This is a genomic window from Pseudomonas sp. USTB-Z, from assembly GCF_019691255.1.
GTDB lineage: Bacteria > Pseudomonadota > Gammaproteobacteria > Pseudomonadales > Pseudomonadaceae > Aquipseudomonas > Aquipseudomonas alloputida.
On record NZ_JAECZP010000001.1, the window covers coordinates 137,353 to 158,634 of the forward strand.

At 63.3% G+C, this 21,282-nt stretch carries 18 protein-coding genes; 6 read left to right on the forward strand and 12 right to left on the reverse strand.

Annotated features, from left to right (window positions below; genetic code table 11):
• Nucleotides 1-55: 55 nt before the first annotated feature.
• From miaA to I8746_RS00680, 5 genes are read right to left on the reverse strand one after another with little or no spacing between them, the layout of a single operon-like run.
• Nucleotides 56-1,027, reverse strand: a complete 972-nt coding sequence (gene miaA / locus I8746_RS00660) for a tRNA (adenosine(37)-N6)-dimethylallyltransferase MiaA (protein WP_221099809.1) — start codon at nucleotides 1,025-1,027, stop codon at nucleotides 56-58.
• A gap of 1 nt (nucleotide 1,028) precedes the next feature.
• The gene (gene mutL / locus I8746_RS00665; RefSeq protein WP_003249528.1) at nucleotides 1,029-2,927 is read right to left on the reverse strand and encodes a DNA mismatch repair endonuclease MutL; all 1,899 of its coding nucleotides are present in this window, start codon (nucleotides 2,925-2,927) and stop codon (nucleotides 1,029-1,031) included.
• Nucleotides 2,927-4,357 (reverse strand): N-acetylmuramoyl-L-alanine amidase, encoded by a 1,431-nt coding sequence (locus tag I8746_RS00670; RefSeq protein WP_003249525.1) that lies wholly within the window; start codon nucleotides 4,355-4,357, stop codon nucleotides 2,927-2,929. The genes mutL and I8746_RS00670 overlap by 1 nt, the downstream gene beginning before the upstream one ends.
• 11 nt (nucleotides 4,358-4,368) lie before the next feature.
• On the reverse strand, nucleotides 4,369-4,842 hold the full coding sequence (tsaE, locus tag I8746_RS00675; RefSeq protein WP_003249523.1) for a tRNA (adenosine(37)-N6)-threonylcarbamoyltransferase complex ATPase subunit type 1 TsaE: 474 nt from the start codon (nucleotides 4,840-4,842) through the stop codon (nucleotides 4,369-4,371).
• Nucleotides 4,830-5,690 carry an NAD(P)H-hydrate dehydratase gene (locus tag I8746_RS00680; RefSeq protein ID WP_003249520.1) on the reverse strand — a complete coding sequence of 287 codons (861 nt, stop codon included), beginning with the start codon at nucleotides 5,688-5,690 and terminating at the stop codon, nucleotides 4,830-4,832. Before I8746_RS00680 ends, tsaE begins: the two co-directional genes overlap by 13 nt.
• A gap of 65 nt (nucleotides 5,691-5,755) precedes the next feature.
• Between I8746_RS00680 and queG the strand changes: the two genes are divergently transcribed.
• The gene (queG, locus tag I8746_RS00685) at nucleotides 5,756-6,820 is read left to right on the forward strand and encodes a tRNA epoxyqueuosine(34) reductase QueG (protein ID WP_014754621.1); all 1,065 of its coding nucleotides are present in this window, start codon (nucleotides 5,756-5,758) and stop codon (nucleotides 6,818-6,820) included.
• Between the two features lie 140 nt (nucleotides 6,821-6,960).
• Here queG and I8746_RS00690 read toward each other — a convergent pair whose 3' ends face one another.
• Together I8746_RS00690 and orn are read right to left on the reverse strand one after the other, a co-directional pair.
• Entirely contained in the window at nucleotides 6,961-7,572 is a 612-nt protein-coding gene (locus tag I8746_RS00690; RefSeq protein ID WP_003249516.1) for a trimeric intracellular cation channel family protein, read from the reverse strand.
• A gap of 91 nt (nucleotides 7,573-7,663) precedes the next feature.
• Nucleotides 7,664-8,206 carry an oligoribonuclease gene (gene orn, locus I8746_RS00695; RefSeq protein WP_003249514.1) on the reverse strand — a complete coding sequence of 181 codons (543 nt, stop codon included), beginning with the start codon at nucleotides 8,204-8,206 and terminating at the stop codon, nucleotides 7,664-7,666.
• A gap of 152 nt (nucleotides 8,207-8,358) precedes the next feature.
• Between orn and rsgA the strand changes: the two genes are divergently transcribed.
• Nucleotides 8,359-9,390 (forward strand): small ribosomal subunit biogenesis GTPase RsgA, encoded by a 1,032-nt coding sequence (gene rsgA, locus I8746_RS00700; protein ID WP_003249512.1) that lies wholly within the window; start codon nucleotides 8,359-8,361, stop codon nucleotides 9,388-9,390.
• A 307-nt stretch (nucleotides 9,391-9,697) separates the two neighbouring features.
• Here rsgA and motB read toward each other — a convergent pair whose 3' ends face one another.
• Both motB and motA read right to left on the reverse strand, forming a co-directional pair.
• The gene (motB, locus tag I8746_RS00705) at nucleotides 9,698-10,738 is read right to left on the reverse strand and encodes a flagellar motor protein MotB (protein WP_221099812.1); all 1,041 of its coding nucleotides are present in this window, start codon (nucleotides 10,736-10,738) and stop codon (nucleotides 9,698-9,700) included.
• A 3-nt stretch (nucleotides 10,739-10,741) separates the two neighbouring features.
• Nucleotides 10,742-11,593: a flagellar motor stator protein MotA gene (gene motA / locus I8746_RS00710; RefSeq protein WP_003249507.1), complete on the reverse strand. Its 852-nt coding sequence runs from the start codon at nucleotides 11,591-11,593 to the stop codon at nucleotides 10,742-10,744.
• 130 nt (nucleotides 11,594-11,723) lie between these two features.
• Between motA and I8746_RS00715 the strand changes: the two genes are divergently transcribed.
• Genes I8746_RS00715 through asd form a run of 3 tightly spaced genes read left to right on the forward strand, consistent with a single transcriptional unit; the run spans nucleotide 11,724 to nucleotide 14,986 of the window.
• Nucleotides 11,724-13,259, forward strand: a complete 1,536-nt coding sequence (locus I8746_RS00715; protein WP_003249505.1) for an HDOD domain-containing protein — start codon at nucleotides 11,724-11,726, stop codon at nucleotides 13,257-13,259.
• Between the two features lie 44 nt (nucleotides 13,260-13,303).
• On the forward strand, nucleotides 13,304-14,113 hold the full coding sequence (locus I8746_RS00720; RefSeq protein ID WP_221099813.1) for a rhodanese-like domain-containing protein: 810 nt from the start codon (nucleotides 13,304-13,306) through the stop codon (nucleotides 14,111-14,113).
• A 9-nt stretch (nucleotides 14,114-14,122) separates the two neighbouring features.
• Entirely contained in the window at nucleotides 14,123-14,986 is an 864-nt protein-coding gene (gene asd, locus I8746_RS00725; RefSeq protein WP_010955490.1) for an archaetidylserine decarboxylase, read from the forward strand.
• A gap of 76 nt (nucleotides 14,987-15,062) precedes the next feature.
• Here the strand turns inward: asd and serB are convergent, their stop codons facing one another.
• Complete coding sequence (serB, locus tag I8746_RS00730; protein ID WP_221099814.1) at nucleotides 15,063-16,277, reverse strand: phosphoserine phosphatase SerB; 1,215 nt, start codon at nucleotides 16,275-16,277, stop codon at nucleotides 15,063-15,065.
• Between the two features lie 134 nt (nucleotides 16,278-16,411).
• Between serB and I8746_RS00735 the strand changes: the two genes are divergently transcribed.
• On the forward strand, nucleotides 16,412-17,869 hold the full coding sequence (locus I8746_RS00735; RefSeq protein ID WP_003249496.1) for an AhpA/YtjB family protein: 1,458 nt from the start codon (nucleotides 16,412-16,414) through the stop codon (nucleotides 17,867-17,869).
• A 264-nt stretch (nucleotides 17,870-18,133) separates the two neighbouring features.
• Here I8746_RS00735 and I8746_RS00740 read toward each other — a convergent pair whose 3' ends face one another.
• Together I8746_RS00740 and parC are read right to left on the reverse strand one after the other, a co-directional pair.
• Nucleotides 18,134-18,844 (reverse strand): membrane integrity-associated transporter subunit PqiC, encoded by a 711-nt coding sequence (locus I8746_RS00740; RefSeq protein ID WP_003249494.1) that lies wholly within the window; start codon nucleotides 18,842-18,844, stop codon nucleotides 18,134-18,136.
• A 172-nt stretch (nucleotides 18,845-19,016) separates the two neighbouring features.
• Nucleotides 19,017-21,275, reverse strand: a complete 2,259-nt coding sequence (parC, locus tag I8746_RS00745) for a DNA topoisomerase IV subunit A (RefSeq protein WP_014754625.1) — start codon at nucleotides 21,273-21,275, stop codon at nucleotides 19,017-19,019.
• Between the last annotated feature and the right edge of the window lie 7 nt (nucleotides 21,276-21,282).

Sequence of the window (21,282 nt, forward strand, 5' to 3'; positions counted from 1 at the left end):
AAAAACCATAAATTAGGCCGCCCCTTCGCAAGAATAGACGGCAATCAGCAGGGACTCAGCTCAATATGGAGATGGCCCCAAGGTATTTCAAGGTGCGGGACAGATTGTCGCAGGCCAGGCTGTCAAGCCAGTGCACGTCAGGCCAGCCACGCAACCAGGTGAACTGCCGCTTGGCCAGCTGCCGGGTAGCAATGATACCGCGTTCACGCATCTCATTCTCAGTCAGCTTGCCATCCAGGTAATCCCACACTTGCCGATAACCCACTGCCCGTATAGACGGCAGCCCGGCGTGCAAGTCACTTCTGGCTCGCAGCGATCGGACCTCATCAACGAAGCCCTGTTCCAGCATCTGCGAAAATCGTAACGCAATTCGCTGATGCAAAATGTGACGATCTGTAGGAGCAATCGCCAAACTGGCGACAGTATAGGGCAAATGTCCGCCGGCGCCTGCGTCTGCGCCGCGACTTTCCGCGAATTGACGCCGACGATGAGCTGTCATGCTCTCGCCGCTCACCCGGTACACCTCCAAGGCCCGGATCAACCGCTGCGGGTCATTGGGGTGGATACGTGCCGCGGACTCCGGGTCGACTTCGGCCAACTGGCGGTGCAGCTCGGCCAGGCCCAGGGCTTCAGCCTGCGCTTCCAGCTCGGCGCGCACCGTCGCATCGGCGGCCGGCATATCGGCCAGGCCATCGATCAACGCCTTGTAATAGAGCATGGTGCCGCCGACCAGCAGCGGGATCTTGCCGCGCGCGATGATCTCGGCCATGGCCTCCAGGGCGTCGGTACGGAACTGCGCGGCGGAATAGCTCTGGGCCGGGTCGCGAATGTCGATCAGCCGGTGCGGGTGGGCAGCGAGGACTTCTTTCGACGGCTTGGCCGAACCGATATCCATGCCACGGTACACAAGTGCCGAATCGACGCTGATCAGTTCACACGGCAGCACCGTGGTCAGTTCGATGGCAAGGTCGGTCTTGCCGGCCGCCGTCGGACCCATCAGGAATATTGCAGGGGGCTTGCCGCTCATTTCATCGACCGCGCAGGAAAAGTTTGTCCAGATCGTCCAGGCCCATCTGAGTCCAGGTAGGACGGCCATGGTTGCACTGGCCGCTGCGCTCGGTGTTTTCCATGTCGCGCAGCAGGGCGTTCATCTCGGGAATTGCCAGGCGCCGGTTGGCGCGCACGGCACCGTGGCAGGCCATGGTACCGAGCAGTTCGTTGAGATGCGCCTGAATGCGATCACTGGTGCCGTACTCCATAAGGTCGGCAAGCACGTCCTGCACCAGGCGGTTGGCTTCAGCCTGCTTGAGCAAGGCCGGGATCTGGCGAATCGCCAGGGTCTCAGGGCCCAGGCGCTGCAATTCGAAGCCCAGCCGCTGAAACCACTGTGCATGCTCTTCGGCACAGTCGGCTTCACGCTGGCTAAGGGCCAGGGTCTCCGGCACCAGCAGCGGCTGGCCACTCAGGCCCTCGCTGGCCATGGCCACCTTGAGGCGCTCGTACATTATCCGCTCGTGGGCAGCGTGCATGTCCACCAGCACCAGGCCAACAGCGTTCTCGGCCAGGATGTAGATACCCTTGAGCTGCGCCAGGGCATAGCCTAGCGGGGGAATGTCGCCTTGGCTTTCGGGCAGTGCCGTCGCAGGCGCAGCACCGGTGTCCAGCGGCTTATAGAACTCGCGGTACACCGCCTGTGCCTCTGCGGCCGGCAGCGGCTGTGAGGGACGTGGGGTGTATTGATACTGGTAACCGGCGCCACTGCCACCATTGGAAAACGACTGTTGCGGGGCTCGAGGCTGTTCAAGCACCGGCGAGGCCAGGCGCATTTCACCCTGGGGCCCGAACTCACCGGCCTGCTGGCCCGTGGGACGAACCAGCTCAGGTACGGCAGCAGGCGCGGCCAGCTGGTCTTCCGGACGTACATCGGCCAAGGCACGGTGCAAGGTGCCATACAGGAAGTCATGCACCGAGCGCCCTTCACGGAATCGCACTTCATGCTTGGTAGGGTGCACGTTCACATCGACGCCGTTGGGCTCCAGCTCCAGGAACAGCACGAACGTGGGGTGGCGGCCGTTGAACAGCACGTCCCGGTAGGCCTGACGCACGGCATGGGCGACCAGTTTATCGCGCACTGCCCGGCCATTGACGAAGAAGTACTGCAGGTCTGCCTGGCTGCGCGAGAACGTCGGCAAGCCGACCCAGCCCCAAAGGCGCAGGCCGTTGCGCTCGACGTCGATCGGCAGTGCCTGCTCCATGAAGCCCGGGCCGCAGATGGCACCCACCCGCCGTGCACGGGCGGTTTCGTCGTGGGCCTCGTGCAGGCTGAGGATGCTCTTGCCATTGTGGCGCAGGTGGAAGCCGACATCGAAACGGGCCAGCGCCAGCCGCCGGATCACTTCCTGCAAGTGATCGAATTCGGTTTTCTCGGCTTTGAGGAACTTGCGCCTGGCCGGGGTATTGAAGAACAAATCGCGCACTTCCACCGAGGTACCGACCGGGTGCGCCGCCGGCTGCACGCGCGGCGTCATGTCACGGCCTTCGGTTTCTACTTGCCAGGCCTCACTGGCACTGGCGGTACGCGAGGTCAGGGTCAGGCGCGCCACCGAACTGATCGAGGCCAAGGCCTCGCCACGGAAGCCCAGGCTCAATACCCCTTCAAGGTCTTCCAGCTCGCGGATCTTGCTGGTGGCGTGTCGGGCCAGGGCCAGCGGCAGGTCGTCGGCAGAAATACCGCTGCCATCGTCCCGCACCTTCAGCAGTTTGACGCCGCCCTGCTCGACTTCGATATCGATGCGCCGGGCACCGGAGTCCAGGCTGTTTTCCAGCAGTTCCTTGGCTACAGACGCCGGCCGCTCGACAACCTCGCCGGCGGCAATCTGGTTGGCCAGCCGCGGGCTGAGCAGCTGAATTCGCGAACCGCCACTCATCATTGCGCGGCCAAGGTTGTGGCGGGTACATCGAGGCGCTGGCCAACCTTCAGCTCATCGGTCTTAAGGCTGTTGATGCTGCGCAGGCTGGCCACGCTAACCTGGTAACGCACGGCGAGCATTGCCAGGGTTTCGCCAGGGCGCACGGTGTGTTCACGCGGGCCGGCGGCGATCTTGCCGGTGTCACGCAGCCAGGCGATGTAGGTGCCAGGTGGCGGGTTCTGCTGGAAGTACTGGTGCACCCCAGTGCGGATCGACCGGGCCAGCGCCTGCTGGTGGCTGGAGGAGGCCAGTTTGGCTGCTTCGTTGTTGTTCGAGATGAACCCGGTTTCAACGAGGATCGACGGAATATCCGGCGACTTCAGCACCATGAACCCGGCCTGCTCCACACGCTGCTTGTGCAACGAAGTGACACGCCCCATGTTGCCCAATACCTTTTGCCCCACGTTGAGGCTGGAGCTGAGCGTAGCGGTCATCGACAGATCAAGCAGCACGCCCGCGAGCATGCGGTCCTTGTCGTCGAGGCTGACATTACCCGCACCACCGATCAGGTCAGAACGGTTTTCCGTGTCGGCCAGCCAGCGCGCCGTCTCGGAGGTGGCGCCACGATCGGACAGGGCGAACACCGAGGCGCCAAAGGCTGCGCGCGACGGGGCCGCGTCGGCGTGAATCGAAATGAACAGGTCGGCGCCTTTCTTGCGGGCGATTTCCGTACGCTTGCGCAGCGGAATGAAGTAATCACCGGTGCGGGTCAGCTCTGCACGGAAACCTTTTTCGCTGTTGATCTGACGCTGCAGCTCCTTGGCGATCTGCAACACGATGTCTTTTTCGTGCTGGCCACGCGAGCCGGAAGCGCCAGGGTCTTCGCCGCCGTGCCCGGCATCGATGGCAACCACGATGTCACGCTTGCCACTGGGTACCGGTGGCAGCTTGATCGCCGGCTGGGTCGGCGTCACTGGCACCGCGGGCGTTGTCGCAGGCGTTTGTACCGGGGCCGGCGCAGGTGGCGGCGTGCTGGCCGCGATAGCGTCAGCCTCCTGGTCATACAGGTCGACCACCAAGCGGTTGCCGTACTGTGCGTTGGGCGCCAGGGTGAAGCTTTTCGGGGTAACCGACTTTTTCAGGTCGACCACAACCCGAAGGTCGGTTGGCGTACGCTGAGCCGAACGCACACTGCTTATCGGCGTGTTGGAGGTGGCCACATTCAGTGGCGCGGCCAGTGTTGCGCCATTGATGTCGATGACCAGGCGATCGGGTGCGCTCAGGGTGAAGACACTGTGCTGCACGGGGCCAGACAGGTCGAAGACCAGCCGCGTGTTGTCCGGTGCGCGCCACAGGCGCATGCTCTTGACTTGAGTGACGGCCAGAGCCTCAACGGTCACCGTTGTCAGCAGCAGCCCAACGATGGCGACCAGTGCGCGTATGCGCATACCTACCCCACTTACTGTTTATAGTGTTCGGCCAGTGCCACGCACCAGGCCTCGCCGCGAGCCCCCTGCGGCGAAAGGTTCAGCGAGCGTCCACTCGCTTGGGGGCTTATGGTAATGGTCAGGTCAGGCTTTGGCAAAACGCCCGCACCCTTTTGTGGCCATTCGAACAGGCACAGCGGGTCGCCCTCGAAATAGTCACGAATGCCCATGAACTCAAGCTCCTCCGGGTCGACCAGGCGATACAGGTCGAAGTGAAAGGCTCGGACCTCGCCGATTTCATAGGGTTCGACCACGGTGAACGTCGGGCTTTTCACAGCCCCAGTATGGCCCAGACCGCGGATCAGGCCACGCGACAGGGTTGTTTTACCCGCGCCCAGGTCGCCCTCGAGGAAAATCACGCCGCGACCGCCGGTCACCTCGGCCAGCGCTGCACCGAATTTGACCGTGGCCTCTTCATCGGCCAGAAACAGATTTAAGCCAGACACGCAGAATGCTCCTCCAACAACTCACGAATGACCGGCGCCAGATCACTGGCCGCCAAGCCTCTACCTTTTTTCCCAAGGCGCTCGCCGGCACAGGCGTGCAGCCACACCCCCAGACAGGCTGCGCCCCAGGCATCCAGGCCTTGGGCCAACAGGGCTGCCAGCACGCCAGTCAGCACATCGCCCAGGCCGGCGCCGGCCATCGCCGGGTGCCCGCGCTCGCACAACGCCAGCTGCCCGCTCGGGGCTGCCACCAGGGTGCCGGCACCTTTGAGTACACAGACGCTGTTATAACGGCGCGCCAGCTTGCGCGCAGCACCAGGGCGGTCGGCCTGCACGGCCTCAGTGGCAATGCCCAGCAGCCGCGCCGCCTCCCCCGGGTGCGGAGTAAGGATGCTGCCACTGGGCAGGGCCAGCGGGGTTCGCGCCAGCAAATTCAAGGCATCGGCATCCCACACTTGCGGCCGCTCGGCGTTGGCCACCGCCGACAACAGGCTACAGCCCCACGCCGCCTGCCCCAGGCCGGGCCCGACCACCAGGACGGAGGCGCGCTCCAGCACACCCATCAGTTGGTTGGCCGAACGGACACCCAGGCACATGACCTCGGGCAGGCGCGCCAGGCTGGCCGACACGTGCTCGGGCCGGGTTGCCACGCTGACCAGCCCGGCGCCGCAACGCAGGGCGGCTTCGGCACTGAGCAACACAGCGCCTCCGGTACCCAGGTCGCCACCGACCACCAGTACATGGCCAAAGTCGCCTTTGTGGGCATGCGCCTGCCGCGCCGGCAGGCGGGCAACCGTCACGCTGCTGAGCAATTGTGGGGCATTACTGGGGTGTTTGGTCTGCGGCATGGGGTCAAAGGCTCCAATGTCTGGCAGAATTATACGCACCTGAGCCCGTATTGCCTTGCCCATCCATGTCCGCCTCTACACCTGACCTCGCCCAACTGGCCCAATCGATCAAGATTTGGGGCCAGGAACTCGGTTTTGCCCATGTTGGCATCGCCGGGGTCGACCTTGGCGAACACGAACACCACCTGCAGCGTTGGCTCGACGCCGGTTATCAGGGTGAAATGGAATACCTGGGCGCCCACGGCAGCAAAAGGTCACATCCCGACCAGCTGATCCCCGGCACGGTACGCGTGGTCTCGCTACGTATGGACTACCTACCCGGCGACACGCAGATGGCGCAGCGCCTTGCCCAGCCCGAGAAGGCCTACGTGTCACGCTACGCGCTTGGCCGGGACTACCACAAGCTGGTGCGCAAGCGCGTGCAGTTCCTCGCCGACCGCATCCAGGAAGCCATCGGCCCGTTCGGCTACCGCGCCTTCGTGGACAGCGCCCCGGTACTGGAAAAAGCCCTGGCCGAACAGGCTGGGCTGGGCTGGATCGGCAAGAACACGCTATTGCTCAACCGCAAGGCGGGGAGCTACTTCTTCCTTGCCGAACTGTTCGTCGACCTGCCGTTGCCGGTGGACGAAGCCACCACCAGCGAGCACTGCGGGCGTTGCCAGGCCTGCCTGGACATCTGCCCGACACAAGCGTTTGTCGGGCCCTATGTGCTGGATGCGCGACGCTGCATCTCATACCTGACCATCGAGCTGAGGGGCGCGATCCCTGTCGAGTTACGCGCAAAGATGGGCAACCGGGTGTTCGGTTGCGACGACTGCCAGATCGTCTGCCCCTGGAACCGTTTTGCCAAGCACAGCCAGGAGCAGGACTTCCAGCCACGGCACGGGCTGGAAAATACCGACCTGGCGGCGATGTTCCTGTGGGATGAACGCACCTTCCTGCGCAAGACCGAGGGCGGGCCTTTGCGGCGTGCGGGGTACGAGCGGTTCTTGCGCAACCTGGCGGTGGGATTGGGCAATGCGCCCTCCACGATTCCGGTGATCGAGGCGCTGAAGGCCAGGCGTGACGATGAATCGGAATTGGTGCGCGAGCATGTGGAGTGGGCGCTGGCCCGACACGGAGCTCAATAGCGACCAGCCTCAGAGCATGCGCCATCCTTGTGGGAGCGGGCGCGCCCGCGAAGCAGGCAACACAGGGAATGGCACCGGCTTCGCCGGTGTTCGCGGGCACGCCCGCTCCCACATGGGCCATGTTGCGCTTGTAAATTGCGTCACTGCTGGTCGTTGTAGTGGAACTTGGGCATTTCCCAGTGGAAGCGTATCGCCAACAGGCGCACCAGGAAGCCGCCGAACAGAGTCAGCAACATCGCCTGCTCCGCCGGCACCTTGAAATACACGCATCCCAGATAGAACCAGGCCGCCGCAAATGACACACTGGCATACAGCTCACGGCGGAACACCAGCGGGATGTCGTTGCAGAAGATATCCCGCAGGATCCCGCCAAACACCCCGGTGATCACCCCGCTGATCGACGCCACCAGCATGCCCTGCCCCATCTCCAGCGCCGTCATGCAACCTATCAGGGTAAACGCCACCAGCCCCAGGGCATCGAGCACCAGGAACAGCGAGCGAAGGCGGCGCATCATTGGCGCGATGAAAATGGTCAGCAGCGCCGCAAAACTGGTCAGCACCAGGTACTCAGGGTGCTTCACCCAGGTCAGCGGGTAGTGCCCGAGCAGCACATCACGCACCGAGCCGCCCCCAAGCGCAGTGACGCAGGCGATCAGCACCACGCCAAACCAATCCATGCCGCGACGCCCGGCAGACAGCGCGCCAGTCATGGCTTCGGCGGTAATGGCGATAAGGTAGAGCATCAACAACATGGTGCGGGCCCGTGCAGGAAAGGCGCGCAGTCTAACCAGTTGCCCAAGGCACCAAAAGGGGGCGCAGATACAATATCTGCGCCGTTTCGACTCACAGCTTGATGAAGTGCTCGCGATAGTGACGCAGTTCGGCGATCGATTCGCGGATATCGTCCAGCGCCAGGTGGGTATTGCCCTTCTTGAAGCTGTCACGCACGTCCGGCGCCCAGCGCGCGGCCAGTTCCTTGAGGGTGGAGACATCCAGGTTGCGGTAGTGGAAGTAGTTTTCCAGGTTGCGCATGTGGCGATAGAGGAAACGACGATCCTGGCAGATGCTGTTGCCGCAGATCGGCGACTTGCCCTTAGGCACCCACTGCTCGAGGAAGGCGATGGTCTGTGCCTCGGCTTCGGCCATGCTGACCTTGCTCTCGCGTACGCGCTGGGTCAGCCCCGAAGCGCCATGGGTGCGGGTGTTCCACTCGTCCATGCGCGCCAGCACTTCGTCACTGTGGTGGATGGCGATTACCGGGCCTTCGGCCAAGGTATTGAGCTCGCTGTCGGTGACGATGGTGGCCATTTCGATGATGACGTCGCTGTCCGGATCCAGGCCGGTCATTTCCAGGTCGATCCAGATCAGGTTCTGTGGGTTTTGCATGCAGGGGCTCCTCATATAGGCGGTCATATTAGCCTAGTGGCCAAGGCACGCCCATTCACGGCACAAAGGTGAGCAGAATAGTCCAGCGGCTGGCGTGCTAAACTGCCTGCCGTTTTCAATGCCCCACGCCGGGCCTCTCTTACGGTACCTTCATGGCCAAACGCCAGCTCAATCGCCGCCAAAACTGGCGGATCGAAAAAATCCAGGGCGAGCGCGCCGCTCGCGCGGCCAAACGCGAGCAGCATGCACTGCAGGAACTGGAAGGTGGCGACCTGGGGCCTGAGCAACTGGGCCTGGTGATCGCGCACTTCGGCGTGCAGGTAGAAGTTGAAGCTCAGGATGGCGAAACCGCAGGCCAGGTGTTCCGCTGCCATTTGCGCGCAAACCTGCCAGCACTGGTCACCGGCGACCGTGTCGTGTGGCGTGCGGGTAACCAGGGCATCGGCGTAATCGTGGCGCAGATGCCGCGCAGCACCGAGCTGTGCCGGCCGAACAACCATGGTCAACTCAAGCCGGTGGCAGCCAACGTCGACCTGATCGTGATCGTGTTCGCCCCGGCGCCGGAGCCGCACCCGAACCTGATCGACCGCTATCTGGTAGCGGCCGAGCACGCCGGCCTGCGCCCGCTGCTGCTGCTGAACAAAGCCGACCTGATCAACGACGAGAACGGCCCCGGCCTGCATGCGCTGCTGGAGGTCTACCGCGAACTGGGCTACCCGCTGCTGGAAGTTTCGGCACACCACGGCGATGGCATGCAGCGCCTGCAACAACAACTCGACGGCCATATCAGCGTGTTCGTCGGCCAGTCGGGGGTGGGCAAGTCGTCGCTGGTCAACAGCCTGCTGCCAGACGCGGGCACCCGCGTCGGCGACTTGTCGGAATGGTCAGGCCAGGGTACTCACACCACCACCACGGCGCGGCTTTACCACTTCCCCAATGGCGGGGACCTGATCGACTCGCCGGGTATCCGCGAGTTCGGCCTTGGCCATGTCAGCCGCGACGACGTGGAGGATGGCTTCATCGAGTTCCGCGACCTGTTCGGCACCTGCCGCTTCCGCGACTGCAAGCATGACCGCGAACCGGGCTGCGCGCTGCTCAAGGCACTGGAAGAGGGGCGCATCAAGCCACAGCGCATGAACAGCTACCGCTCGATCATCGCCAGCCTGGCAGAAGACAGCTACTGAAACGCTCGAAATGAAAGTTGCCGCGATCCCTTGTAGGGGCGGGTTTACCCGCGAATACGGTGGCGACTGCAACGGTGAACGGCGGGTGGAAATTGGCCAGCAGGTCCGGCCCTTTCGCGGGTGAACCCGCTCCTACGACGGCCTGCGCCCAATCACCGATGCGTATGTAGGAGCGACTTTAGCCGCGAACACCGGCAACGCCGGTGCCATTCACCGCACTGGCGGCTTCGCGGGTAAACCCGCTCCTACAATGATCGCGCCAGCGTTCAGGTGGTGGGTAGCACAGTTGCCCACCCCAAAAAGCCGCTTACTGATCCTTGGCTTCATCCATCTTCAGCGTGCCATCTTCAAAGATGTTCAGCTTCTGGCGCAGCTCGCGCGGTTGCATCGGTGCCTGTTCAGTTGCCCCTGGGGCAGCCGGTGCCGAAGCCCCTGGCGCAGCACCACTGGCTGGCGCTGCAGGTGCCGTTGGCGTAGCTGGCGGTGTTTCCGGCGCACCCTGCTCACCTTCGATATTGCGCTGGGCTTTCTTGGTCAGCACGATGATGTCGATACGGCGGTTGACCGGGTTGAACGGGTCCTTGCGGTCGAACAGTGACGACGAGGCGTACCCCACCACCCGTGCCACCTGGCCGTCGGGGTAACCACCCGCTACCAGGGCACGCCGCGCGGCGTTGGCGCGGTTGGCCGACAGCTCCCAGTTACCGTACTCGCCAGTGCCAGCATACGGCTTGGCATCGGTATGGCCGCTGATGCTGATCTTGTTCGGCACCGCTTTGATGGTGTCGGCCATGGCCAGCAGGATATCTTCGAAGTAAGGCTGCAGGCGCGCGCTACCGATGTCGAACATCGGTCGGTTCTCAGCATCCATGATCTGGATGCGCAGGCCGTCCTGGGTGATCTCGAACAGGATCTGGTCCTTGAACTTCTGCAGTTGCGGGTTCTCTTCCACCTTGTTCTGCAGCTCCTGCAGCAACAACTCCAGACGCTCGCGCTCGACCTGCTCGGCCATGGTCTCGACCTGGTCCTTGTTCAGCTGAGTGGGGGACTGCTGCGTCGGCTCGGTCTTCACTTCCGGATTGATGGTTTTGTCCGGCGCCATCTCCGGGGAACCCCCAAGGTCGATGACATAAGGCGTGCCACTCTCGGAGAAACCAATAGGGTCCTGGAAGTAGCCGGCAATGGCGATCTTCTGCTCAGGCGTGGCCGTGGACAACAGCCACAGCACCAGGAAGAACGCCATCATCGCCGTGGCGAAGTCGGCAAAGGCGATTTTCCAGGCGCCACCATGGTGGCCGCCGCCAAAGCGCTTGACGCGCTTGACGATGATGGGCTGATTGTTCTCCATGACTCAGCGACCGCGAACCGCTTGTTCCAGTTCGGCGAAGCTTGGGCGGTGCTTGGGGTACAGCACCTTGCGCCCGAACTCGACCGCCAGCGAAGGTGGCATGCCCGACGCCGAGGCCACCAGCGAAGCCTTGATCGATTCGTAGAGGTTCAGTTCTTCCTTGGCATCGTGCTCCAGGCACTTGGCCAAAGGGCCGAAGAACCCGTAAGCCGCCAGAATACCGAAGAAGGTACCCACCAGCGCCGCACCTACGTGCATACCGATGGCCGCCTGATCGCCATCGCCCAGCGAGGCCATGGTCACCACGATACCCAGTACCGCCGCAACGATACCGAACCCGGGCATACCGTCGGCGATGCCGGTCACCGCGTGGGACGGGTGCTCCAGCTCTTCCTTCATGCTCAGCAGTTCCATGTCGAACAGGCCCTCGAGCTCGTGCGGGGCCATGTTGCCGGTGGACATGATGCGCAGGTAATCGCAGACGAACGCGGTCATGCGCTCATCGGCCAGTACCGTCGGGTACTTGGCGAAGATCGGGCTGGCAGCGGCGTCCTCGATGTCGGCCTCGATGGCCATCATGCCTTCGCGACGGCTTTTGTTGAGGATTTCGTAAACGAGGCCCAGCACCTCCAGGTAGAAGGCATGGCTGAAGCGCGAGCCGAACATCTTCATCGACTTCTTGATGACGTGCATGGTCATGTGGCCAGGGTTGGCCTGCAGGAATGCACCAAAGGCCGCACCGCCGATGATCAGTACTTCGAACGGCTGGATCAGCGCTGCGATCTTGCCGTGGGAGAGCACGTAGCCGCCGAGCACGCTCGCGAATACGACGATGATGCCGATAATTTTAGCCATAGGTTCAAAGCACTTGCTGTCGTGGTCAGGGGAAGAGACGGGAGCTTTAAAACTCTTCTTCTACTTATCGGCAGAACTGCGCCAGACTATAGCCACTCAATGCGAAAAGCCAGTTCGGACTGATGTCAAAATGCCAATTGAAACCAAGGTGCCCACTCAGGCCCCGCGTACGCTAGAGGCCTGGGTAAAGCTGCTCGAGAGTGTTCGCATCCCCGTGCCGAAGCACAGCTACGACCGGGTCATGGCTGCCATCCACGATAGCCGTCGCTCGCTGCGCGATATCGCCGAACTGATGCAGGATAGCCCGGCACTGGTGCTGTCAGTGATGCGCGAAGCCAATCACCCCACCAATGCCAGCCTCGCCGAACCCGCCGAAAGCCTGGAAGTCGCCCTCAACCGCCTGGGCCTGGAGCGCAGCGAGCAGCTTCTCAAACGCTTGCCGGCACTGCCCGTGGAGGAAATTCCGCCGGTATTGTGCCAGTTCCAGATGATCAGCCAGCATGCGGCACAGCAGGCCAGCGGCCTGTTCGCCAGCCGCCTGGCACGGCTGTGGCAAGAGATTCACTGGGGCAGCCTGCTGTTCCTGTCGCCACTCTGGCCACTGGCACTGGCCTACCCCAAGCTGCTTGACACTTGGGAACTGCGGGTTATCCACAAAGGTGAAGACGCCGCCCACGTCGAGGAAGAACTGTTTGGCGTGCGCATCATGGCACTGTGCCAGACCATGGCCGAGTATTGGCGCCTGCCCCAGTGGGTCACCCAGGGTTATCGCCTGCTACTGGAAGAGCGCGAACAACTGGCCCAGGTGCTGAATATCGCCCGCGACGAAGACCTGCTCAGCCAGCAACACCGCCTGGACGCCGAGCCCGGCCTGCGGCGCTGGTTCAACCAGCCGGCCAATACCGTACTGCTGGCCAACAACCTGGCCCTGGCGGCACAGGTCGGCTGGGACAACCCGCACCTGCTGCGCTGGCAACTGCTGACCGCGCTGTACCTGCAAACCTCGCTGGAAGATGTGCAGCAGCAGGTGCACCAGCAGGCTGCCGCCAGCGCCCGCCGCCACGCCCGGCATGCCCTGTTCCACCCGGCCGAGGCCTTGATCTGGCCGTGGCACCAACGCCGGCCGCACCCGGACATGCTGGCTCCACCACCGCCCAGCAGCGACGACCTGGCACGCTGGCGCACGCTGTGCCAGCACCTGCTGGCCCAACCCAGCCCGTTCACCAACACCGTGCACCTGGCCACGCAGGCCCGTGAGGCCCTGCTGGCCTGCGGCATGCAACGCATCATGCTGCTTAGCCTGGACAAGGCCAGTGACTACCTGCGCGTGCAGCAAATTGCCGGCCTGCCCAAGGAGGCCGGGGCTCTGGCCCTGCAGGTATCGCAGAACAAGCTGCTGCAAAAGCTGCTGAGTCAGGCCGGGCAGTTGCGCATCACACCGGAAAACCACAGCCAGTTCTCGGCGCTGTTGCCCGCCCCGCTGCGCACCTTGTTCCGCAGCGAACATGTACTGCTTCGCTCGCTGGCTGCGAACGACCAGGTGCTGATGCTGTTGGTGGCCGACCAGGGCTGCCGGCCTTTGGCCGATATCAGCGTGCAAGCCTTCGGCAAGACCGCGCAATGCATCGAGCGGGCCTTGTCGGTGTTTACCAACCGCAAGGGTTGAGCCTTGCGCTACAATCGCCCCTCTTTCCACACTGGAGACCGTGGATGACCGACTTTTCCGGCCTGCCCCTGGTGATCGAAGCTGCAGACCTGCTGCCACGCCTGGATTCGCCGCAGCTGATCCTGGTCGACCTGAGCAGCGCCAACCGCTATGTCAGCGGGCATATCCCCGGCGCGCGCTTTGTCGAAGGCAAGCGCACCCAGCTCGGCCAGCCCCCGGCGCCCGGCCTGCTGCCAGCCCTGGGCGAGCTCGAAAAACTGTTCAGCGAACTCGGCCACCGCGCCGATGCCGTGTATGTGGTGTACGACGATGAAGGCGGCGGCTGGGCCGGGCGCTTCATCTGGCTGCTCGATGTCATCGGCCACAAGCACTACCACTACCTCAATGGCGGTATCCAGGCCTGGCCGGCAGACAAACTGTCCACCGCAGTGCCTGCCATTGGCAGCGCCCCGGTGCACCTGCACATAGACAGCGCACCCACTGCCACCCGCGAGTACCTGCAAAGCCGCCTGGGCGCCGATGACCTGGTCATCTGGGACGCGCGCGGCCCGCAGGAATTCAGCGGCGAAAAAATGCTGGCAGCCAAAGGCGGCCACATCCCCGGCGCAATCAACTTCGAGTGGACCGCCGGCATGGACCTCAACGACCACCTGCGCATTCGCCAGGACATCAAACAAGTCCTCGAGCAACTGGGCATCACCCCTGACAAGGAGGTGATCACCCACTGCCAGACCCACCGCCGCTCCGGTTTCACTTACCTGGTGGCCAAGGCCCTCGGCTACCCACGCGTCAAGGCCTACGCCGGCTCGTGGAGCGAATGGGGCAACCACCCGGACACGCCTGTAGAAGTCTAAGGAACCTGCATGAAATCCCGTCTGTTCATCATCAGCCAGTACCTGCTGCCGCACCACCTGCTGTCGCGGCTGGCCGGCTGCATCGCCGAGTGCCGCGTGCGCTGGTTCAAGAACGCCTTCACCGCATGGTTCGCCAAGCGCTACCAGGTGAACATGAGCGAGGCGCTGGTCGAAGACCTGAGCGCTTACGAGCACTTCAATGCGTTCTTCACCCGCGCCTTGAAACCTGGTGCCCGTCCGCTGGACGAAACCCCGGGCGCCATCCTGTGCCCGGCCGACGGTGCGGTCAGCCAGCTTGGCCCGATCGAGCACGGTCGTATCTTCCAGGCCAAAGGCCACGGTTTCAGCGCGCAAGAGCTGCTGGGCGGTGATCCGGCCATGGCCGCGCCGTTCATGGGCGGCGAGTTTGCCACCATCTACCTGTCGCCCAAGGACTACCACCGCGTGCACATGCCGCTGGCCGGCACCCTGCGCGAAATGGTCTATGTGCCGGGCCGCCTGTTCTCGGTCAACCAGACCACTGCAGAGAATGTCCCCGAGCTGTTCGCTCGCAACGAGCGCGTGGTCTGCCTGTTCGATACAGAGCGTGGGCCAATGGCTGTGGTACTGGTCGGCGCGATGATCGTCGCCTCGATCGAAACGGTATGGGCCGGGCTGGTCACGCCGCCCAAACGTGAGCTGAAGACCTTCCGCTACGACGAAGCCAGCCGCACGCCGATCCACCTGGAGAAAGGTGCCGAACTAGGCCGCTTCAAGCTGGGTTCGACCGCCATCGTGCTGTTCGGGCCGGAGCAGGTGAAGTGGGCTGAGAGCCTGGGTGCGGGTTCTGCAGTGCGCATGGGGCAGCAACTGGCGGCGCCTGCGCAGGCTTGATTCGAGCCATATGAAAAAGGCCCTGCATATGCAGGGCCTTTTTCGTTGGGCCGCCATGCGGCCCCGGATTCACGGATCAGCCGCGGGCGTCGCGATCACGCAGGCCCAGCAGATACAGCACCCCGTCCAGCCCCAAGGTGGAAATCGCCTGCTTGGCCGACTGGCGCACCAGCGGCTTGGCACGAAACGCCACACCCAAACCGGCCAGCGACAGCATCGGCAGGTCATTGGCACCATCGCCCACGGCGATGGTCTGCTCCAGTTGCAAGCCTTCGTCACTGGCCAGCTGCTTCAACAAATCGGCCTTGCGCTGGGCATCGACAATCGGCTCAACAGCCACGCCCGTCACCTTGCCATCGACCACTTCAAGTTCGTTGGCGAACACATAGTCGATACCCAGACGCGCCTGCACCTGACGAGCGAAATAGGTAAAGCCACCGGACAGAATCGCGGTCTTGTATCCCAGGCGCTTGAGCTCGGCAAACAGGTTCTCGGCACCCTCGGTCAGGCGCAGCGATGCCCCGATCTCGTCCAGTACCCCCACATCCAGGCCCTTGAGCAGCGCCATGCGCTCTTTGAAGCTGGCGCGGAAGTCCAGTTCACCGCGCATGGCGCGCTCGGTGATCGCCGCCACCTGCTCACCCACACCCGCCGCCTTGGCCAGTTCGTCGATGACTTCGGCCTCGATCAGCGTGGAGTCCATGTCGAACACCGCCAGGCGGCGGTTGCGGCGGAACAGATCGTCCTTCTGGAAGGCGATGTCGACGCTCAGCTCTTCAGCCAGGGCAAAGAAGTCGGCACGCAGGGCCTGGGCATCGCTCGGCACACCGCGCACGGAGATCTCGACGGCTGCCTTGCCCTTGTCGGTTTCGGCATCCAGTGCCACCCGGGCCGACAGGCGCTCGATACGCTCGATGGTCAGGCCGTACTGGCTGATCACCGCACTCACCCGCTGCAGTTGCTCGGGAGTGATCTTACGGCTGAGCAGGGTAACGATGTGGCGCGCTTCGCCATGCCCATCAGCCCAATGCTGGTAGTCCGCCTCGGAAATCGGCGTGTAACGGGCCTGCAGGTTCAGTTCGTGGGCTTTAGCCTGCACGCTTTGCAACAGCGCGGTAGCCACTTCGTTGTCCGGGATGTCGACCAGGATGCCAAACGACAAGGTGCCGTGCATGACCGCCAGGCCGATGTCGAGGATACTCACACCGCCCTGCAGCAGGACGCCGGTGATAGCCGCAGTGAGACCGGGACGGTCCTCACCGGTGATGTTGATCAGGACGATTTCGCGCACAACCTGGCTCCGACTTCGATGAAAAATGCGCATTCTACCGATTTTCCATGACCATCGGGCGCCAACGATACTTTGCCGACAAAACCCGGCTCGCTATACTCCCCCCACTTTCATGCCATTAAGAGCCGAGCTCTGTGAACCGGCCCACGCCAGTCAAACCAGACAATTTCTTCCTGATGATCTATCGCGCCCTGAGTCAACGTCGCGTGCCGCTGGCACTGCGCATCGCCTGCACCAACATTTTCCTGGTGGCGCTGGCGCTGGTGATCTACGCCTGCGTGATGGGCCTGCAGTTCAAGCAGGCCATGCATGAGCAGGCCGATGCCTTGGGCCAGAGCCTGACCACCCAGACGGCCACATCGGCAACCGAGCTGCTGGTGTCCAATGACATCCTCAGCCTCAACGTGCTATTGGGCAACCTGGTTAAAAACCCGCTGGTGGCCCATGCCGCAATCTACAGCGTGGATAACCGCATCCTCGCCGAAGCGGGCCAGCGCCCGCGCAACAGCCTGCTGGGCGAGGCCGAAGGCCTGTACCAGACCAAAATCACGTTCCAGGACGTGACGGCCGGGCAGCTGCGCATCAGCCTGGACATGAGCCAGTTCCAGCAACCGATGCTGATCAGCCTGCAGAGCATGGGCATTCTGGCCGCTATCCTGCTGGCCCTGGCCTTGGCCCTCAGCTTGCGTCAGGGCCGCTTCATCACCCTGCCACTGCTGCAGCTGCGGGTGTGGCTGCGCGACCCGCAGCCCTATACCCCGGCCACCGACCGCCAGGACGAAATTGGCGACATCGCCCGCCAGCTACATGCACGCCTGGCCCCGCCTCCGCCCCCGGAGCCGGAGCCTGAGGAAGAAGACGACGAGCAGTTCGACGACCTGCCCGCCGCTGCCCCGGCACCCAAGGCCGTACCGCGCGCCAAACCTGCCCTGGAAGACGAGGATGACGACGAGGCCTTCGCCGGCCTGCTGGACGACGACACTGCACCCAAGGCCGCCGCAGAGGTCGAGTCCGACGAGCCGCAGTACAGCGCCGTACTTGCCGTGCAGCTGGGCTCGCAGGAGCAACTGCGTCGCCTGCCACGCACACGCCTGGCCGAGCTGACCGAGCGCTACCGCGATTGCCTGGAGCACGCGGCCTCGCTCTACGACGGTGAAACCCACACGCTGAACGACGGCAGCACCTTGGTGCTGTTCCACAGCCGCGAGTGTGGCGAGGACTACCTGACCAACGCCATTTGCTGTGGCGAACTGTTGCGCGCCCTGGGCCACGCCCTGCAGATCGAGGTAGCCGACAGCGGCATTACCCTGCAACTGCAGCTAGGCCTGGTCTTGGGCAACGACCTGCATGGGCTGGAACTGGTTGACCTGTTGATGGCCGAGAAGGTCCAGGATGCCCTGGCACTGTCGCAGCACAGCCGTAACCTGTTGCTGGTAGAGCGGCAGATCAACGATGACGCCCTCATTCGCCAGCGTGCGCGTATTCGCCCGATCGCCAGCCCCGAAGGCGCCTGCTGTGTGGAGCGACTGATGGAGCCTTACCCGTCAATGCTGGAACGGCAACTGGCACGCATGCATGAGCACCGCGCCTGACAGGCATACGCTGCATCTACAGCGCATGTCTTGAGCCAGGCTGGTTTCCTTGCGATCACGTGCCTGGCGCAAGATCCAGCCGATAGCGCCACCCCCGGTAGGAGCGGGTTTACCCGCGAATACGGTAGCGGCGGCAACGGTGAACGGCGGGTGCAAATTGGCCAGCAGGGCCGGCCTCTTCGCGGGTGAACCCGCTCCTACGAAGACTGGCAGATACAAAAAAGCCCGCAGCGAATGCGGGCTTTGTCGTATCTGGCCGCTTGATCAGAACCGATAAACTTCCATATCGGTGCGAATCGGCGAGGCCATCGGGATTTTGGGTTTCTCCGGCCCCTTCTTCACCTGCGTCGGTGCAGCGGGCTTTTTCGGTGCTTCTTCGGCAATCGCCGGCTGGTTGGCCAGCGGCTTCACCGCCGTGCTCAGCTGTTCGGCCAGCTTCTGCAGCAGTTGGCCCTGAGCCTGCACCTGCGACGACTCACTGCCCTCATGCTGCTGCTCGAGGTGAATGATACGGTTGTCACGCACACGGCCACGGCGGTCAAGCAGACGCCACTGGGCATCCAGGATGGCCGGCTGGTTCTTGCCCGAGTCCAGGCGTGTAATCGACAGCAGCACTTGCACGTCCGGGCTGAAGCCTGCGGTCGCCGGGGCCAGTACTACGCGTTGGCTGTCCAGGCGCCAGGCCAGTTGACGCACCAGCAGCTGGTCGATATCCGATGACAGGCTGCCAGCCCAACGACCGTCGGTCGCCGCGCTCAGGCTGCCATCAGGTTGACGCTGCAGGAACGTCTCACGCTGAAGGTAATCGGCCACCGATACCGGGCCGAGTACCACGGCCATGCCCGCACTCTGCGACGGCTGGCCAGGATCACCACTGTCGAGCTGATACAGGGCAACCGGCTGATGCATGGTGCACCCGCCAAGGCCCAGCAGGCCAGTCATCAACAGCGCAAATGGAAGGCGCAGAAATTTCATCATCCCATCCAGGCGGCTGCCACAAGGCACACCGCAGTGATACATGTAGATTCAAACGGGCACACGGCCACGCCGGCACCGCAAGGGGCATATCATCCGCGAAATAACCGTCCGACTCCAGCATTTCTGCCCGAAACGGCGTTGAAATTGCCGTTCCAGACATTACAACCGGTTATGTCGGCACTTCCACCTGCAACCCATCGACGCGCTGGAACCCGCGTGGCAGCTTGCTGCCGCGCCGACCGCGCTCGCCCTTGTAGTGCTCCAGGTCGTCCGCCTTCAAAGACAGGGTACGCTTGCCGGCCTGCAATACAAGGGTCGCGCCTTCGGGAATCACGGCCAGATCGGTAACAAATTCTTCACGACTGGCCACCCGGTCACCCGGCACGCCAATGATCTTGTTGCCCTTGCCTTTACCCAGCTGCGGCAAGTCGCTGACCTTGAACACCAGCAGGCGACCTTCGGTGGTCACGGCCGCCAACCAGTCCTGCTCGCGATCAGCCACTGGACGCGGGGTCATGACCTTGGCCCCGTTGGGCAAGCTGAGCAAGCCCTTGCCGGCCTTGTTCTTGGCCTGCAGGTCTTCACCCTTGACCACGAAGCCGTAACCGGCATCCGAAGCCACCACGTACAGCGCATCGTCGTCAGGCAACAACACACATTCGAAAGTCGCCCCCGGTGGCGGCGTCAGACGGCCAGTCAGCGGCTCGCCCTGGCCACGTGCCGATGGCAGGCTATGGGCCGCCAGCGAGTAGCTGCGGCCGGTGGAATCGATAAGCACGGCAAACTGGTTGGAGCGCCCGGCCGCGGCGGCCTTGAATCCGTCGCCGGCCTTGTAGGAAAGGCCAGTGGCGTCAATATCGTGGCCCTTGGCGCAGCGCACCCAGCCCTTCTCCGACAGCACCACAGTGACGGGCTCGGTCGGCATCAGCTCGTTTTCCGACAGGGCCTTGGCTTCGGCACGCGCTACGATCGGCGAGCGACGATCATCGCCATAGGTTTCGGCATCCTTGATCAGCTCGCTGCGCACCAGCTTGCGCAGTTTGGCCTCGCTCCCCAGCAAGGCCTGCAGCTTGGCTTGCTCCTTCAGCAACTCATCCTGCTCACCGCGGATCTTCATCTCTTCCAGGCGCGCCAACTGCCGCAGGCGGGTCTCGAGGATGTAGTCGGCCTGGATCTCGGTCAGCTCGAAACGTTCGATCAGGGCCTGCTTGGGGTATTCCTCAGTACGGATGATGTGGATCACTTCATCCAGGTTGAGGAATGCGGTGAGCAAACCGTCCAACAGGTGCAGACGCTTCTCGACCTTATCCAGACGGTGCTGCAGGCGGCGACGAACGGTATTGGTGCGGAATTCCAGCCACTCCACCAAGATGGTTCGCAGGTTTTTCAACTGCGGCCGGCCGTCCAGGCCGATGATATTCACGTTGACCCGGTAGGTGCTTTCCAGGTCGGTGGTAGCGAACAGGTGCTGCATCAGCTCGTCGACATCGACGCGGTTGGATCGCGGGATGATGACAATACGGCAAGGGTTCTCGTGGTCCGACTCGTCGCGCAGGTCGGCGACCATCGGCAGCTTCTTGGCCTGCATCTGCGCGGCAATCTGCTCCAGCACTTTGGCCCCGGAGACCTGGTGCGGCAGCGCAGTGACGACGATGTCGCCATCCTCGACGCGGTACACGGCGCGCATGCGGATCGAGCCGCGGCCGCTTTCGTACATCTTGAGAATTTCAGCCCGCGGCGTGACGATCTCCGCCTCGGTCGGGTAATCCGGCCCTTGGATGTGCTCGCACAACTGCTCGATGGTTGCCTTGGGCTCATCGAGCAGTCGCACACAGGCACTGGCCACCTCTCGCAGGTTGTGCGGCGGCACGTCGGTGGCCATGCCCACGGCGATACCGGTGGTACCGTTGAGCAGGATGTTGGGCAGGCGCGCAGGCAGCACGGCCGGCTCCTGCAACGTGCCGTCGAAGTTCGGCACCCAGTCCACGGTGCCCTGGCCGACTTCGCTGAGCAGCACTTCAGCGTAGCGTGACAGCCGCGCCTCGGTGTAGCGCATGGCGGCGAACGACTTCGGATCATCCGGCGCACCCCAGTTGCCCTGGCCATCGACCAAGGTGTAGCGGTAGCTGAACGGCTGCGCCATCAGCACCATGGCCTCGTAGCAGGCCGAATCGCCATGGGGATGGAACTTGCCAAGCACGTCACCGACGGTACGTGCCGACTTCTTGTGCTTGGCATCGGCATCGAGCCCCAACTCGCTCATGGCGTAGACGATGCGGCGCTGCACCGGCTTCAGGCCGTCGCCGATGTGCGGCAGGGCACGGTCCATGATCACGTACATGGAGTAGTTGAGGTAGGCCTGTTCGGTGAATTCAGCCAGCGAGCGGCGTTCTACGCCGTCCAGGCTGAGTTCCAGTGAGTCGCTCATGCGGGCC